Here is a 16,570-nt window from a genome sequence, read left to right on the forward strand (position 1 = left end):
CCTCCGGCTTAGGGCGCCGCGCGCCCGAGCTGATCGGGATCGCGGCGGATGCCGACGCCAACCCATAAGGGAGTCACAGTGGCACGCGTGAAGCGGGCTCTCAACGCCAAGAAGAAGCGCCGGGAAATCCTCGAGAGCGCCAAGGGCTACGAAGGTCAGCGTTCGCGGCTGTACCGCAAGGCCAAGGAGCAGTGGCTCCACTCGATGACCTACTCCTACCGGGACCGTAGGGATCGCAAGGGGCAGTTCCGCAAGCTGTGGATCCAGCGCATCAACGCCGGCGCCCGCGCCAACGGCCTGACCTACAACCGGTTCATGCAGGGCCTCAAGCTCGCCGGCATCGACGTCGACCGCCGGATGCTCGCCGAGATGGCCGTCAACGACGAGGCGGCCTTCGTCTCCCTCGTCGAGACCGCGAAGAACGCGCTGCCCACGCAGCAGCAGTCCGCGGCCTGAGCGCCCCGACAGACAGCACGACGCGATGGCGAGCCACGAGTTCACAAGCGCCAGGTCCCCCCGCATCAAGGGGGCTCGTCGGCTCGCCAAACGCGCTTTCCGGCGGCGTGAGCGCCGGTTTCTGGCCGAAGGGCCGCAGGCGGTACGCGAGGCGCTCGCCGCACCCGGGCGGGTGCACGAACTGTTCGCCACCGCCGAGGCCGCACAGCGCCACGCCGACCTGATCGAGGCGGCCGACGCGCACGGCGCCGCCGTCCACCGGGTCACCCTCGAGGTGATGACCGAGCTGGCGCAGACGGTCACCCCGCAAGGGCTGCTGGCCGTGTGCGACTTCGTCGACGTCGAGTTGAGCGGCATCGGCCCCGCTCGGCTGGTGGCCGTCCTCTCCCACGTGCGCGATCCCGGCAACGCCGGCACCGTGGTGCGTACCGCCGACGCCGCCGGCGCCGACGCGGTGGTCTTCACCGACGCCTCGGTCGACCCCTACAACGGCAAGTGCGTGCGCGCGTCGGCGGGGAGCCTGTTCCACCTGCCCGTCGTCGTCGGCGTCCCCGTCGCCGAGGCGGTGCGCCATCTGCGCGGCGCCGGCGCACGCGTCTTCGCGGCCGACGGCGGGGGGAACCACGATCTGCACGCCGCCGCCGACCTCGGCGAACTCGACGGACCGGTGGGCTGGGTCTTCGGAAACGAGGCCTGGGGCCTGCCCGAGGAGACCGTCGCCCTGACCGACGGCGCTGTCGCCGTGCCCATTTACGGCGGCGCCGAAAGCCTCAATCTCGCCACTGCCGCCGCCGTGTGCCTGTACACCACCGCGCGCCAGCAGCGCGGCAAAGCCGGTGCCTCGGGCGCGGGCCGCAGCTATGCGGCAGGGGAGTAGCGACCCGCGACGCGGGTAGCGCCGCCCACAGGGCCCAAGGTCCCTGGTGAGACGTCCCCGGGGTCGCTCTTCCCGGCCTATGCCCAGGTTTTCCCCGTTCTGCGGGTTGCCCGCATCCCCGGTGTTGCCGATACGCTCAAGCCCTCATCTACGGGTCGCCGGCGCAGCGCGGCGGGACCGCTCCACGGCCCTCGGAGCGGGAGCCCCGGAGCGTAACCGGCGAGGACTGCGGGTAATGATCCCCGGCGGGGCAGTCATATCAGGGCGTGGGGAGGCGGTCGTGGTCGGCGACCAACCAGGGGAGCACAGCGCCGCGGAGCCGGTACGCACGGTACCCCTGCTTTCGGCCGAGGACCTCCCCGACGGCCTCGTCGTCGCCGATCACGAGGGCCGCATCGTCACGTTCAACCGCATGGCCCAGCGGCTCGCCCGCATGGCGCCCGAAGCCGCGTTGGGCTACGACTTCCGCGACGTGCTGCCGCTGCACGACGCCGACGGCCGCGACTGGTGGAAGTGCAGCGACCCCTACGGCGGCCTGCGCACCCGCACACGCCAGCCCGAGCGCGCGCTGTTCCTCGCCGACGGCCGCGAGATCCTCGTGGCCGCGCGCTATGTTCGCGACGCCTCCAGCCGCGAGCTGACCCAGCTGGTCATCACCCTGCGCGACGCCTCACACCGCGCCCGCGGCGAACGCAGCCGCGCCGACCTGGTCTCCACCGTCGCCCACGAACTGCGGTCGCCGCTGACCAGCGTCAAGGGCTTCACCGCGACTCTGCTCGGCAAATGGGACCGGCTCACCGACAAGCAGAAGATGTTCATGCTCGAGACGGTCAACGCCGACGCCGACCGCGTCACACGGCTGATCACCGAGCTGCTAAGCGTCTCGCGCATCGAGTCGGGCCGCGTGGAGATCCGCAAGCAGGTCGTCGACCTCCCCGAGCTGGCGCGCACGCTCATCGCCGGCCGGGTGGCCGCGGGAGAGCCCGCCGGCCGCTTCCGCCTGGACGTCCGCGGCCCGCTGCCCGAGCTCTGGCTGGACGCCGACAAGATCGGCCAGATCATGGCCAACCTGCTGGAAAACGGGGTACGGCACGGCGCTGGTACTGTCACCATTGTGATCGAGCCGTACGAGGATGGGGCCGTTGTGTCGGTACGCGACGAAGGCAAGGGCATCGCGCCCGACGCCGTTCCGCGTGTCTTCCGGCGGTTCTGGCGCACCCGGCGCCGCGGCGGCACCGGCCTGGGACTGTTCATAGTCAAAGGGCTGATCGAGGCCCACGGCGGCGAGATCACGGTCGGGCGTGCCCCCAGCGGCGGCGCCGAGTTCCGATTTACCGTGCCCGCCGGCGCCCCCGAGTTCGCGTGAGCGCATCCGGGAGCGGCCGCGGCGGGCGGTTTCTTCCCAGGTCCCTGTCGGCTTGAGCCCACGCACAGCGCTGGGCCGTGACGGCCGCCCCGCCCACGCGGGCGCGGGCGGCGAGGCGAACATCCATGTCTGCACCCAACAATCAGTACGATCCGGTCGAAGTGACCCCTCTGCATCCTGACGAGGTCGCCCGGATGCGCCACGAGGCCCTCGCGGCCATCGCGGCGGCGAGCACGCTCGAGGAGCTCAAGCAGGTGCGCCTGGCCCACGCCGGCGACCGCTCGCCGCTGGCCCTGGCCAACCGCGAGATCGGCGCGCTGCCGCCGTCGGCCCGCGCCGACGCCGGCAAGCGGGTGGGCGGCGCCCGCCGCGAGGTCGGCGAGGCGCTCAAGCAGCGCCAGGCCGAACTGGAGGAGGAGCGCGACGCCCGCGTCCTCGTCGAGGAGGCCGTCGACGTCACGCTGCCCACCGGTCGGCTGCCCCAGGGCGGGCGGCACCCGGTGACCACCGTCGCCGAGCGCATGGCCGACATCTTCGTCGGCATGGGCTTCGAGGTCGTCGAAGGCCCCGAGGTCGAGGCGGAGTGGTACAACTTCGACGCGCTCAACTTCCTGCCCGACCACCCCGCCCGCACGATGCAGGACACCTTCTTCGTGGAGTCGCCCTCCGGCGGGGAGTCCGGCCTGGTGCTGCGCACCCACACCTCGCCGGTGCAGGTGCGCGCGCTGCTGGAGCGCGACCTGCCGGTCTACGTCGTCGCGCCCGGCAAGACCTTCCGCACCGACGAACTGGACGCCACCCACACCCCCGTCTTCCACCAGCTCGAAGGGCTGGTCGTGGACGAGGGCATCACCATGGGCCACCTGAAGGGCGCCATCGACGAGTTCGTCCACGGCATGTTCGGCAGCGGGCTGGCCACGCGCTTCCGGCCCTCCTACTTCCCCTTCACCGAGCCCTCCGCCGAGGTCGACATGGAGTGCTTCGTGTGCCGGGGCGCCTCGGTGGGCGACCCCGCCAACCCCTGCCGCACCTGCTCCTCGGAGGGCTGGATCGAGGTCGGCGGCTGCGGCGTGGTCAACCCGCGGGTGCTGACGGCGGCGGGTGTGGACACCGACCGCTACAGCGGCTGGGCCTTCGGCCTGGGCGTGGAACGGACCCTGATGTTCGCCCGCGGAGTGGAGGACATGCGAGACATGGTCGAGGGCGACGTGCGGTTCACCTCGGCATTCGGGATGGAGATCTGATGCGCGTCCCCGTTTCCTGGCTCACCGAGTACACCGACCTGCCGGAAGGCACCACCGGCCGGGAGCTGGCCGAGAAGCTCATCGGCCTGGGTCTGGAGGTCGAGACCGTCGACCGCGTCGGCGCCGACATCACCGGCCCGATCGTCGTGGGGCGGGTGCTGGACGTCGAGGAGCTGACGGGTTTCAAGAAGCCCATCCGCTACTGCCGGGTCGACGTCGGTACCGCCAACGGCAGCGGCGAGCCGCAGAACATCGTCTGCGGCGCCCGCAACTTCAGCGAGGGCGACCTCGTCGTGGCCGCCCTGCCCGGAGCCGAGCTTCCCGGCGGTTTCGCCATCAGCGCCCGCAAGACCTACGGCAAGGTCTCCGAGGGCATGATCTGCTCGGCGTCGGAGCTGAACCTGTGGGAGGACCACACCGGCATCATCGTGCTGCCCGCCGGCGGCGCCGAGCCCGGCGACGACGCCTACGGGCTGCTGGGCCTGCGCGAGGACGTGCTCGACATCGCCGTGACGCCCGACCGCGGCTACGCGCTGTCGATCCGCGGCGTGGCCCGCGAGGCGGCCACCGCCTACGGAACCCCCTTCCGCGACCCGGCCGACGTTCAGGCGGCCGGCGCCCCGGGCAAGGGATACCCGGCCTCCGTCGCCGATCCGGCGATCTGCTCGCGCTACGTGCTGCACGGCGTCACCGGGTTCGACCCCGAGGCACCCACCCCGATGTGGATGAAGCATCGCCTCGCGCTCGCGGGCGTGCGCTCCATCTCCTTGGCGGTGGACGTGACCAACTACGTGATGCTGGAGGTGGGTCAACCGCTGCACGCCTGGGACCGCGCCACGCTGAGCGGCCCCATCGAGGTGCGCCTGGCGCGCTCGGGCGAGAAGCTGGAGACCCTCGACCACGTCACGCGCGCCCTCGACCCCGACGACATCCTCATCACCGACGAGTCCGGCCCGATCAACCTGGCCGGGGTGATGGGCGGGGCCACCACCGAGATCGGCCTCTCCTCGACCGACGTGCTGGTCGAGGCCGCGCACTTCGCCGAGACCCACATCGCCCGCGCCTCGCGCCGTCACCAGCTCTCCTCCGAGTCCTCCCGCCGCTTCGAGCGCGGCGTCGACTCGGCGCTGCAGCCGGCCGCCGCCACGCGCGCGGTGCGCCTGCTGGCCGAGTTGGGCGGGGGGACGATCGACGAGGGATACACCCACATCGCCGACGAGGCGGCTGTCGAGCCGCGGCCGATCGTGATCGCCGCCGACCGTCCCGACCGCGTCGCCGGGGTCGCCTACGGGCGAGGGCGCGTCGTCGCCGCGTTGGAGCGGGTCGGTTGCACGGTCGAGCAGGAGGCGGGCGGCGAGGCCGAGCTGCGCGTCACCCCGCCGACGTGGCGGCCCGACCTGACCGACCCCAACGACCTCGCCGAAGAGGTCATCCGCATCGAGGGCTACGACGGCATCCCCTCCATCCCGCCGCGCGCGCCGGCGGGGCGGGGGCTGACGCCGAGCCAGCGGCTGCGGCGCTCGGTCGGCCGGCGGCTGGCCGCCACCGGCTTCGCCGAGGTGCTGAGCTACCCGTTCATGGGTGAGCGCGACCTCGACGGCCTGCAGATCGATGCCGAGGACCACCGCCGCAGCGCGCTGCGGCTGTCCAACCCGCTCAGCGAGGACGAGCCGCTGCTGCGGACGACGCTGCTGCCGGGGATGCTCAAGACCCTGGTGCGCAATGTGGGCCGCGGCTTCCACGATGTCGCCCTTTACGAGATCGGGCTGGTCTACTCGCCGCGGCCCGGTGCGCCCGAGCGCGCGCCGATGCTCGCGGTGGACCGCGGGCCCGCGCCCGACGAGCAGGAGTCGCTGGCCCGGGCGCTGCCCGAGCAGCCGCGCCGCGTGGGCGCGGTGCTGGCAGGCGACCGCGAACCCGCCACCTGGCAGCGGTCCGGCAGCCCGACGACCTGGGCCGACGCGGTCGAGGCCGCCCGTGAGACCGCCCGCTCGGCCAACGCGGAGCTGATCGTGCGGGCGGCCCGGTACGCGCCGTGGCATCCCGGCCGCTGCGCTGCACTGTATGTGCGCGTCGAAGGCGAGGAGCGGCTCGTCGGCCACGCCGGCGAGCTGCACCCTCGGGCGGTGGCGGCCTACGGGCTGCCGGAGCGCACCTGCGCCATGGAGGTCGATCTGGACACGGTCGAGGCGGCCGGAGGACCGGCGAGTGCGCCGGCGGTCTCGGGCTATCCCGTGGCGCTGCAGGACGTCGCACTGGTGGTCGGGGACGGCGTTCCGGCCGCCGAGATCGAGGAGGCGCTGCGCACGGGAGCGGGCGAGCTCTTGGAGGACGTGCGCCTGTTCGACGTCTACACCGGTGAGCAGGTGGGCGAGGGCCGGCGCTCGCTGGCCTACACACTGCGCTTCCGCGCCCCCGACCGCACGCTTGCGGCCGAGGAGATCGCCCAGGCGCGCGAGGCTGCTGTCGCCGCGGCGGCCGAGCGGACCGGAGCCGTGCTGCGCGGTTGAGTCGGCTCCAGCCGGCGCCGCTGGCTCTGCGTATCGGCCCCCGCCTTCGTTAAACATCCGAAGGGCGGGGGCCGACGCAACTTTCTCAGAAGATTTTTCCCCACATTTATGCAGGTCAAAGACTTGAAATAGGTGCGGGGTCAAAGGTAGGATGAATGTCGCCGGTTAACGTGGGGATTATTCTGTGTTTCGTCTCTTGAAGCCGGTCGGTCTCAGAACTTAACCTGCAGTCACCTGCCGCGATCCGGGGTCCCGGGGCACTCGCGGAACAGCTGTTTCTTTCGGCGTTTGCGTGTCCGCACGCTCAGCTCGGCTCGGAGGTCGCTCTATGACCGAAACAGTGGTTTCGTACGCGCGCACATCGATGGAGCGGCTCGAACCCAGCCGCTTCTGGCATACCTTCAGCGATATGAACAAGGTGTCCCAGGGGCCGAAGTTCGTCGTCGAGCGGGCCGAGGGCGCCTGGCTGTGGGACGACAACGGCGACCGCTTCCTCGACGGCACCGCCAGCCTGTGGTACTGCAACGTCGGCCACGGGCGCCGCGAGCTCGCCGACGCGGTCCACCGGCAGCTCATGACACTGGACGCCTTCGCCGTCTACGGCGACTTCGCCAACCGTCCCGCGCTGGAACTGAGCGAGCGCTTGGCCTCCCACGCCCCCGTGGTCGACCCGCGCGTGATCCTGACCTGCGGAGGCGGGGAGTCCATCGAGACCGCCGCCAAGCTGGCCCGCCGCTACTGGGCCGCCAAGGATCGCCCCGGCAAGCAGCACCTGATCAGCCGCACGGGCGGCTACCACGGGCTGCACGGCATCGGTACCGGCATGATCGGCATGGACCGCTTCCGTACCGGCTTCGGCCCGATGGTCGAGGACGCCTCGGTGGTGCCCCACGACTCCGTGCGCGCACTGGAGGAGGAGATCCTGCGGGTCGGTCCGGAGAACGTCGCCGCGTTCTTCGCCGAGCCCGTCATCGGTGCCGGCGGGGTCTGGGCCGTCGACGCGGAGTACTTCACCGGCGTCTCCGAGGTATGCCGCCGCTACGGCGTGCTCTTCGTCGTCGACAGCGTCATCTGCGCCTTCGCCCGCATGGGCAACTGGTTCGGGATCGAGCGCTACGGCGTGCGCCCGGACATGATCGTCTTCGCCAAGGGCGTCACCAGCGGTTACCAGCCCCTGGGCGGTGTCATCGCCAGCGGCGAGATCGCCGAGCCGTTCTGGAACCGCCCCGGCAACCCGTTCCACCACGGCACCACCTACGCCGGCCACCCGACCTGCTGCGCGGCCGCCTCGGCCAACATGGACATCCTGGAGCGCGAGGACCTGTTCACCGTCGCGATCGAGCTTGAGGCCCAGCTCGACGCAGCGGTGCGCTCCCTGGCCGACCACCCGCTGGTGGCCGAGGTCCGCTCGGGTACCGGCGTCATGGCGGCGGTCCAGCTCACCGAGGAGGCGCTGGGCGAGCGCGGCATCACCACCGCCGAGGTCTTCGCCGAGGCCCGTGCCCGCGGCGTGATCCTCCGGGCGGTCCCGCACTCCCTGCTGATCTCGCCGCCGCTGATCATCACCTGGGGGCAGATCGACCACCTGGTCTCCACGCTGCGCTCCGCTCTCGACGCGGTCGCCGAACGCCACCAGTGACGTCCCGCCGAGCCGGGGGCGCCTGATCCGGTCGAACCCGGGGCGCCGCGCACAGCGCGGCGCCCCGGCGGCTGCGCACCGCCGTGCGACCCAGTCGTTTCACGCGAAAGATATTTCTTAGGTAAGGTAAATAGTGCCGAGGAGGTCGATGAAAGCGGGGGCGGACAGGTGAGCGGGAACGCGGACGCCGGTACCGGTGCGGACGGCGGAAGCGCCATCACCGACGACGAGCTCATCACCGCCTGGGGCCTGCTGGTAGAGGCTCTCAACGAGACCTCCCCGCTGCTGCTGCGCGGCGTGGACCCCAGCGGCGGCGACATGTCCGGCCCCTGGTTCGAAGTGCTCATCCGCCTGCAGCGCTCCCCGCAGAACCGGCTTCCCATGAGCGTGCTCGCCCGCGAGGTCAGTCTCAGCAGCGGCGGGTTCACCAAGCTGGCCGACCGCTTGGAGCGCCAGGGCTACCTCGTGCGGACCTCCTGCCCGCAGGACCGGCGCGTCGTCTACGCCGAGCTCACCCCCGCAGGCCGCGAGTTCGCCGAGAAGGCGCGCGCCCAGCACGTGGTGCTGCTGCGCGAGCATGTGCTCGGCCCTCTCGGCGAGGACACCGTCCGCCGCATGGGCGACTTCGCCCGCCTTCTGCGCGACAGCTCGCGCGGGGCCTGACAGCCGTCCACTTCGCCCCGGCCGCGCGGATCGCGCTCGTGCCGCATCCGGCGCGTCGGTGGCGGCACCCCCACGGGGGCGACGTCCCCGGCCGTCCCGATCCGCACACCGCCCCCGGTCGCACGGCGGAACCCCGGTAGTCTGAGCGGCTGTCAGTACAGGACGAGCTGAACCCGGGGGCAGCCCATGAAACCGTTCGCGACAGCCGCCGAGATGCGCGCCGTGCCCCGTTCGGCCGGCTTCCGCAACGGCGGGGTCTCCTACTGGTTCCGCGACGTGGGGCTGCCCGACCGGCGCCCCGCTCTGCCCGGTGACGCCGACTACGACGTGTGCATCGTCGGCGGCGGCTACACCGGGCTGTGGACCGCCTACTACCTCAAGAAGGCCCGTCCCGACCTGCGCGTGGCCGTGCTGGAGCGCGAGTTCGCCGGGTTCGGGGCCTCCGGCCGCAACGGCGGCTGGCTCTCCGCCGAGTTCGCCGGGTCCAAGCGGCGCTACGCCGACACCCACGGCAAGGGCGCCGTGGTGGCGCTCCAGCGCGCCATGATGGCCTCGGTCGACGAGGTGATCGAGGTCGCCGACGCGGAGGGGATCGACGCCGACATCACCAAGGGCGGCATGCGCCTGGTGGCGACCAACCCGGCGCAGAAGGCCCGCCTCCAGGAGGAGGTGGCCGAGCTGCACGAGTGGGGCTACTGGCCCGAGGACCTGCACCTGATCGACCCGTGCGGCGAGCCGCGCCTTCAGGTCGACGGCGCCGTCGCGGCCGCCTACAGTCCGCACGCCGCGCGCGTTCACCCGGCCAAGCTGGTGCGCGGCCTGGCCGCGGCGGTCGAGGCGCTGGGCGTGGACGTCTTCGAGGACACCGCCGTCACCGACATCCGCCCGCGTACCGGCAGTCGGCGCCCGTGCGCGGTCACGGCGGCGGGGACGGTGCGCGCCGACCACGTCCTCCGCGCGACCGAGGGCTTTACCGCGAGCCTGCCGGGCCGGCGCCGTCAGTGGCTTCCCATGAACAGCTCCATGGTCGCCACCGAGCCGCTCAGCGACGTGATGTGGCGCCACATCGGCTGGGAGCGCCAGGAGGTCCTCGGCGACGAGGCCCATGCCTACTGCTACGCCCAGCGCACCGCCGACGGCCGCATCGCGATCGGCGGCCGCGGCGTGCCCTACCGCTTCGGCTCGGCCCGCGACTCCAACGGCGCCACCCCGCCGCAGACCATCGCCGAGCTCTGGCGCGTGCTGGCCCGGATGTTCCCCGTGGCCGCCGAGGTTCCCATCGCCCACGCCTGGTCGGGCGTGCTGGGCGTGCCCCGCGACTGGTGCCCCGGCGTCGACCTCGATCCCGCCACCGGCCTCGGCTGGGCCGGCGGGTACGTGGGCAGCGGCGTGACCACGAGCAACCTGGCCGGGCGCACACTGCGCGACCTGGTGCTGGGGGAGCCCACCGACCTCACCCGGCTGCCGTGGGTCGGCAGGCGCGTACGCGGGTGGGAGCCCGAGCCGCTGCGCTGGGCCGGCACCCACATGGTCTACGGCCTGTACCGCGGAGCCGACCGCCGCGAGTCCGACCGCGTCTCCCGTACCTCCCGCCTAGCGGGCGTCGCCGCCCGTCTCGCGGGCAGGTAGCAGGCGAAGGGTGCGGGGGAGGGGGCGCATGGTCGACGCCGGACCCGGCTCTCCACTGTCGTCGCCGCTCCGTCGCGAAGCGCGGCACCACGCCTGCGGGGCCGGTCATCGCCGCCCCCGGCCTGCGCCCGCAGCTCTCCGCCGCCCTCACCTCGTCCTCGCTCGTTTGCATAACATTGCAGGGTGGTGCATGATAGTTCAGAGATGACGGAGGGTGCACCACAGGGGGCGACCATGGGATACACGGCGGCCGTCGCCGGTGCCAGCGGCTATGCCGGAGGTGAGCTGCTGCGCCTTCTGCTGGGCCACCCCGAGATGGAGGTCGGCGCGCTGACCGCCGGGGGCAACGCCGGCAGCCGGCTCGGCGAGCACCACCCGCACCTGGTGCCGCTGGCCGACCGGGTGCTGGCCGAGACCACGGTCGACACGCTGGCGGGCCACGACATGGTCTTCCTGGCGCTGCCGCACGGGCAGTCCGCGGCCATCGCCGAGCAGTTGGGCTCGGAGACGCTCGTGGTCGACTGCGGTGCCGACTTCCGCCTCACCGACGCCCGGGAGTGGGAGCGCTATTACGGCACTCCCCATGCCGGGACCTGGCCCTACGGCCTGCCCGAGATGCCCGGCGCGCGCGAGGCTCTGGCCGGAACCCGCCGCATCGCGGTACCCGGGTGCCACGTCACCACGGCCACGCTGGCGCTGATGCCCGCGATGGCCGACGCGCTCGTGCAGCCCGACGCCGTGGTCGTCTCCGTCACCGGCACCTCCGGGGCCGGCAAGGCCCCCAAGCCGCACCTGATCGGCAGCGAGGTCATGGGGGCGGTCAGTCCGTACGGCGTCGGCGGCACCCACCGGCACACCCCCGAGATCGTGCAGAACCTCTCGCAGGCCGCCGGCTCGCGGGTGACGCTGTCCTTCACTCCCGTGCTCGCGCCCATGCCCCGCGGAATCCTGGCCACCTGCACCGCGCCGCTGCGCGACGGCGCCACCGCCGAGGGGATCACCGCGGCATACCGCGCGTGCTACGCCGACGAGCCGTTCGTGCACCTGCTGCCCGAGGGCACCTGGCCCAGCACCGCCATGACGCTGGCCGCCAACACCGCGCTCATCCAGGTCACCGTCGACCCCGACGCGGGCCGCCTGGTCGCCGTGGCCGCGCTGGACAACCTCACCAAGGGCACCGCCGGCGGCGCCCTGCAAAGCGCCAACATCGCCCTGGGGCTGCCCGAGGAAAGCGGGCTGCCCGTCACCGGCGTCGCGCCCTAGGGCCGCCGCTTCGACTCTTCATGTGAAAGGCCCCATTGTGAGCGTCACCGCACCCAACGGGTTCCGCGCCGCCGGTGTCAGCGCCGGCCTCAAGCCCGACGGCGCCCGCGACGTCGCCGTCGTCGTCAACGACGGGCCCTCCCGCGCCGCCGCGGCCGTCTTCACGCGCAACCGCGTCAAGGCGGCGCCGGTGCTGTGGTCGCAGCAGGTGGCCAAGGGCGGCCGGGTCCGCGCCGTGGTGCTCAACGCCGGCGGCGCCAACGCCTGCACCGGAGCGCCCGGCTTCCAAGACGCCCACGCCACCGCCGAGCACGTCGCCGACGCGCTGGAGGACTCCGCAGGCGAAGTCCTCGTCTGCTCCACCGGCATCATCGGCGAGCGGCTGCCCATGACCGAGCTGCTTGAGGGCGCCCGAGCAGCAGTCGACTCGGCCGGGCGCGACGGCGGCACCGCCGCAGCAGACGCCATCCGCACCACCGACAACGTCGCCAAGATCGCGTTCAAGCGCGGCACCGGCTACACGATCGGCGGCATGGCCAAGGGCGCCGGCATGCTCGCCCCCGAACTGGCCACCATGCTCTGCGTCATCACCACCGACGCGGACCTCACCGCGGCTCAGTGCGACGGCCTGCTGCGTGCCGCGACCCGCCGCACCTTCGACCGCGTCGACACCGACGGCTGCGCCTCCACCAACGACACCGTCGTGCTGCTGGCCAGCGGCGCCTCGGGCACCACACCCGACGAGGCGGAGTTCGGCGCGCTGCTCACCGAGGTCTGCGAAGACCTCGCCCGCCAGCTCGTCGCCGACGCCGAAGGCGCCACCAAGTTCATCGCCGTCGAGGTCGTGGGCGCCGCCGGCGAGGAGGACGCCCTCGAAGCCGCTCGCGCCGTGGCCCGCAGCGACCTGTTCAAGTGCGCCATCTTCGGCGAGGATCCCAACTGGGGCCGCGCCCTGTCGGCGGTAGGCACCACGCGCGCGGCCTTCGATCCCGACGCGGTGAACGTCGCGATCAACGGCGTGTGGGTCTGCCGCGGCGGCGCCATCGGCGACGACCGCTCCAAGGTCGACCTCAGCGGCCGCGACGTCACCGTCACCGTCGACCTCTCGGCCGGAAGCGAGGCCGCGACCGTGTGGACCGCCGACCTGACCACCGGCTACGTGCACGAGAACGCCGCCTACAGCTCCTGACGACCGGCACGGCGACGACGTTGGAAAGGGAGGGACGACGGTGCGCACCGGCCCCGCCGGCTGCGGCGGCCGCACCGCGAATCCGATGAACTCTCGCAAACAGGCACTGGACAAAGCCAACACGCTGATCGAGGCCCTGCCCTGGCTGAGCCGGTTCCACGGTAAGACCGTCGTGGTCAAGTACGGCGGAAACGCCATGACCGACCCCGCGCTGCGGGAGCGCTTCGTCGAGAACATCGTCTTCCTGCGCTACGCCGGCCTGCGCCCCGTCGTCGTGCACGGCGGCGGGCCCCAGATCAACGCCCACCTCGACCGCCTGGGCGTGAGCAGTACCTTCGCCGCAGGCTTGCGCGTGACCACCCCCGAGACGATGGACGTCGTCCGCATGGTGCTGGTCGGGCAGGTCAACCGCGACATCGTCGGACTGATCAACGCCCACGGCCCCTTCGCCGTCGGCATCTCCGGCGAGGACGCCCACCTGTTCACCGCCGAGCGCAAATCCGCCTGGGTCGACGGCGCCCCCGTCGACCTCGGCCGGGTCGGCGAGGTCGTCGACGTCCAGCCCGGCGTGGTGCGCACCCTGCTCGACGACGGGCGCATCCCCGTCGTCTCCAGCGTCGCCCGCTCCGACGAGGGCGTCTTCAACGTCAACGCCGACACCGCCGCCGCCGCGCTCGCCGTTTCCATCGACGCGAGCAAGCTCGTCGTCCTCACCGATGTCGAGGGCCTCTACGCCGATTACCCCGCCTGCGAGGAGCTGATCAGCAGGCTCACCGCCGGCGAGCTGGAGGCGATGCTGCCGGAGCTGTCCTCGGGCATGGTGCCCAAGATGGAGGCGTGCCTGCAGGCCGTGTGCGGCGGCGTGCCCCAGGCCCACGTCCTCGACGGGCGCACCCCCCATTCCATGCTGCTGGAGATCTTCACCAACGAAGGCATCGGCACGATGGTCGTCGCCGAGGCCGAGGAGCCCACCGAACCCGTGGACATCTTCGAAGGCGAGTGACGAATGAGTGCCACCACCGACCTCCAGGCCCGCTTCGACGCGGCGCTGATGCCCAACTACGGCACCCCGCCGGTGGCCGTCGCCCGCGGCGAGGGCTGCCGCGTCTACGACGCCGACGGCAAGTCCTACCTCGACCTCATCGCCGGCATCGCCGTCTCCGCGCTCGGCCACGGACACCCCGCACTGGTGTCGGCCGTGGCCGATCAGACCGCCGCGGTCGCCCACACCAGCAACCTGTTCCTGCACGAGCGCGAGGTCGAGCTGGCCGAGCGGCTCGTCGCCCTTCTGGGCGGCACCCGCGACGAGGACGTACGGGTGTTCTTCGCCAACTCCGGCACCGAGGCCAACGAGGCCGCGCTCAAACTCGCCAAGCGCGCCGCCGACGCGGGCCGCACCCGCATCGTGGCCACCGAGAACGGCTTCCACGGCCGCACCCTCGGAGCGCTGTCGGTCACCGGGAAGGCCGCCATCCGCGACCCCTTCGGCCCCTACGGCACCGACGTGGTCTTCGTACCCCACGGCGACGCCGACGCGCTGCGCAAGGCCGTCGACGAGACCTGCGCCGCCGTCTTCGTCGAGCCGGTCCAGGGCGAGGCCGGGGTGGTGCCCGCACCCGAGGGCTACCTCGCCGAGGTCCGCCGCGTCTGCGACGCCACAGGCGCCGCCTTCGTCCTCGACGAGATCCAAAGCGGCATCGGCCGCACCGGCCACTGGTTCGGCCACCAGGCCCACGGCGTCACCCCCGACGTCCTCACCCTCGCCAAAGGGCTGGGCGGCGGCTTGCCGATCGGCGCCTGCGTGGGCTTCGGCCGCTACGCCACCGCCTTCTCCAAGGGCGACCACGGCTCCACCTTCGGCGGCAACCCCGTCGCCTGTGCCGCGGCTCTGGCCGTGCTCGACACCATCGAGAACGAGGACCTGCTGGCCTCGGCGGCCGAACTGGGCACCCTGCTGGAGCACGCGATCGCGTCCATCGACCATCCGCTGCTCGACGGCGTCCGCGGCGCGGGCCTGTGGCGCGGCCTGCGGCTGAGCACGCCGGCGTCCGCCGCCGTGCAGTCCGCCGCGGCCGCGCACGGCTTCCTGGTCAACGCGCTCACCCCCGACGTGGTGCGGATCGCGCCCCCGCTGACGATCTCGCGGGAGGAGATCCTGGAGTTCACCGCGGCCCTGCCCGCCATCCTCGAGGAGGCACGATGAACACCCCCGCCACCGGCCACGTTCGGCACTTCCTGCGCGACGACGACCTCACCTCCGCCGAACAGGCCGCCGTCCTCGACCTCGCCGACGCCATGAAGAAGGACCCCTACGCGTACCGGCCGCTGGAAGGCCCGCGCAGCGTCGCGCTGCTGTTCGACAAGCCCTCCACGCGTACCCGGGTCTCCTTCGCCGTGGGCGTGTCCGAACTGGGCGGCCACCCGCTGGTCATCGACTCCCAAGGCAGCCAGCTCGGGCGCGGCGAACCCGTCGAGGACACCGCCCGCGTGCTGGAGCGCCAAGTCGCCGCCGTCGTATGGCGCACCTTCGGCCAGGCGCGGCTGGAAGCCATGGCCACCGCCGGCGGCGTCCCTGTCGTCAACGCCCTCACCGACACCTACCACCCCTGCCAGGTCCTCGCCGACCTGCAGACCGTGCGTGAGCGCAAGGGCCGCCTGGCCGGGCTCACACTCGCCTACTTCGGCGACGGGGCCAACAACATGGCCCATTCCTACCTGCTGGGCTGCGCCCTGGCCGGTATGCACCTACGCATCGCCGCACCGGAGGGCTACCGGCCCGACGCCGACGTCCTCTCACGCGCCACCGCCATCGCCGACGGCACCGGCGCCTCGATCACCGTCACCGACGACGCGGTCGCGGCGGCGAGCGGAGCCGACGTGCTCGCCACCGACGTGTGGACCTCCATGGGCCAGGAAGGCGAGGCCGAGCAGCGCGCCGCTCCGTTCCGCGACTTCTCCGTCGACGAGCGCGCCCTGGCCGCTGCCGCCGACGACGCCGTCGTGCTGCACTGCCTGCCCGCCCACCGCGGGGAAGAGATCGCCGCCTCGGTCATCGACGGGCCCAACAGCGCCGTGTGGGACCAGGCGGAGAACCGCCGCCACGCGCAGAAGGCGCTGCTTCGCTTCCTGCTCACCGGCAGCGCCGAGCCGGAGGCGGGCAGAGGGGGCGACCGACGATGACCGTCGACGGCGCCGGCTCCGCACCCATGACCAAGACCGCACGCCACGCCCGTATCAGCGAGGTCCTCACCCGCAACGAGGTCCGCTCCCAGGCGGACCTGGCGCGGCTGCTGGCCGAGAGCGGCGTGCAGGTCACCCAGGCCACGCTCTCGCGCGATCTGGACGAGCTCGGAGCGGTCAAGCTGCGCACCGTCGACGGAGAACTGATCTACGTGCTGCCCGGGGAAGGCGGCGAGCGGCTGCAGCGTGCCCGCCCCGACACCCTCGGCCTGGAGGACGCCTCCAACGCCCGCCTGACCCGCCTGGCCGAGGACCTCCTGGTCTCGGCCGAGGCGTCGGCCAACATGGTCGTCGTCCGCACACCGCCGGGCGCCGCCCAGTACCTGGCCTCGGCCATCGACCACACCGACTTCCACGCGATCCTCGGAACCATCGCCGGCGACGACACCATCCTGGTGATCTCCCGTGACCCCGAGGGCGGCGAGGAACTGGCATCCGCGCTGCTGCGGCTGGCCGACCGGCGCCCCTGAGGGCACCGGCCGACCGGGGGCGAC

14 protein-coding genes are annotated in these 16,570 nt (G+C 72.4%); all 14 read left to right on the forward strand.

Annotation, left to right across the window (positions count from 1 at the left end):
• The first annotated feature begins 78 nt into the window (after positions 1-78).
• Positions 79-456: a 50S ribosomal protein L20 gene (rplT, locus tag LP52_RS19465; RefSeq protein WP_040275643.1), complete on the forward strand. Its 378-nt coding sequence runs from the start codon at positions 79-81 to the stop codon at positions 454-456.
• A gap of 25 nt (positions 457-481) precedes the next feature.
• Positions 482-1,333 carry a TrmH family RNA methyltransferase gene (locus LP52_RS19470; protein WP_052810043.1) on the forward strand — a complete coding sequence of 284 codons (852 nt, stop codon included), beginning with the start codon at positions 482-484 and terminating at the stop codon, positions 1,331-1,333.
• 235 nt (positions 1,334-1,568) lie between these two features.
• Positions 1,569-2,699, forward strand: a complete 1,131-nt coding sequence (locus tag LP52_RS19475) for a sensor histidine kinase (RefSeq protein WP_052810044.1) — start codon at positions 1,569-1,571, stop codon at positions 2,697-2,699.
• A gap of 125 nt (positions 2,700-2,824) precedes the next feature.
• A complete protein-coding gene (gene pheS / locus LP52_RS19480) occupies positions 2,825-3,943 on the forward strand; it encodes a phenylalanine--tRNA ligase subunit alpha (RefSeq protein ID WP_040275645.1) in 1,119 nt (372 codons plus the stop codon).
• Positions 3,943-6,453 (forward strand): phenylalanine--tRNA ligase subunit beta, encoded by a 2,511-nt coding sequence (gene pheT / locus LP52_RS19485; protein WP_040275647.1) that lies wholly within the window; start codon positions 3,943-3,945, stop codon positions 6,451-6,453. Before pheS ends, pheT begins: the two co-directional genes overlap by 1 nt.
• A 409-nt stretch (positions 6,454-6,862) precedes the next feature.
• Complete coding sequence (locus tag LP52_RS19490) at positions 6,863-8,092, forward strand: aminotransferase family protein (RefSeq protein WP_040275707.1); 1,230 nt, start codon at positions 6,863-6,865, stop codon at positions 8,090-8,092.
• Positions 8,093-8,260: 168 nt separating this feature from the next.
• Positions 8,261-8,755: a MarR family winged helix-turn-helix transcriptional regulator gene (locus tag LP52_RS19495; protein ID WP_052810045.1), complete on the forward strand. Its 495-nt coding sequence runs from the start codon at positions 8,261-8,263 to the stop codon at positions 8,753-8,755.
• A 186-nt stretch (positions 8,756-8,941) separates the two neighbouring features.
• Positions 8,942-10,384 carry an NAD(P)/FAD-dependent oxidoreductase gene (locus LP52_RS19500; RefSeq protein ID WP_040275648.1) on the forward strand — a complete coding sequence of 481 codons (1,443 nt, stop codon included), beginning with the start codon at positions 8,942-8,944 and terminating at the stop codon, positions 10,382-10,384.
• A 234-nt stretch (positions 10,385-10,618) separates the two neighbouring features.
• Entirely contained in the window at positions 10,619-11,647 is a 1,029-nt protein-coding gene (gene argC / locus LP52_RS19505; protein ID WP_040275650.1) for an N-acetyl-gamma-glutamyl-phosphate reductase, read from the forward strand.
• A 37-nt stretch (positions 11,648-11,684) separates the two neighbouring features.
• The gene (gene argJ, locus LP52_RS19510) at positions 11,685-12,836 is read left to right on the forward strand and encodes a bifunctional glutamate N-acetyltransferase/amino-acid acetyltransferase ArgJ (RefSeq protein ID WP_040275652.1); all 1,152 of its coding nucleotides are present in this window, start codon (positions 11,685-11,687) and stop codon (positions 12,834-12,836) included.
• A gap of 85 nt (positions 12,837-12,921) precedes the next feature.
• Positions 12,922-13,839: an acetylglutamate kinase gene (gene argB / locus LP52_RS19515; RefSeq protein WP_040275711.1), complete on the forward strand. Its 918-nt coding sequence runs from the start codon at positions 12,922-12,924 to the stop codon at positions 13,837-13,839.
• Positions 13,840-13,842: 3 nt separating this feature from the next.
• Complete coding sequence (locus LP52_RS19520; protein ID WP_040275653.1) at positions 13,843-15,039, forward strand: acetylornithine transaminase; 1,197 nt, start codon at positions 13,843-13,845, stop codon at positions 15,037-15,039.
• Positions 15,036-16,016: an ornithine carbamoyltransferase gene (gene argF, locus LP52_RS19525; protein WP_040275655.1), complete on the forward strand. Its 981-nt coding sequence runs from the start codon at positions 15,036-15,038 to the stop codon at positions 16,014-16,016. The genes LP52_RS19520 and argF overlap by 4 nt, the downstream gene beginning before the upstream one ends.
• On the forward strand, positions 16,013-16,546 hold the full coding sequence (locus LP52_RS19530; RefSeq protein WP_040275656.1) for an arginine repressor: 534 nt from the start codon (positions 16,013-16,015) through the stop codon (positions 16,544-16,546). The genes argF and LP52_RS19530 overlap by 4 nt, the downstream gene beginning before the upstream one ends.
• Positions 16,547-16,570: the final 24 nt, after the last annotated feature.

Origin of the sequence: Streptomonospora alba (genome assembly GCF_000826685.1) — a bacterium.
In the GTDB taxonomy this organism is placed as follows: domain Bacteria; phylum Actinomycetota; class Actinomycetes; order Streptosporangiales; family Streptosporangiaceae; genus Streptomonospora; species Streptomonospora alba.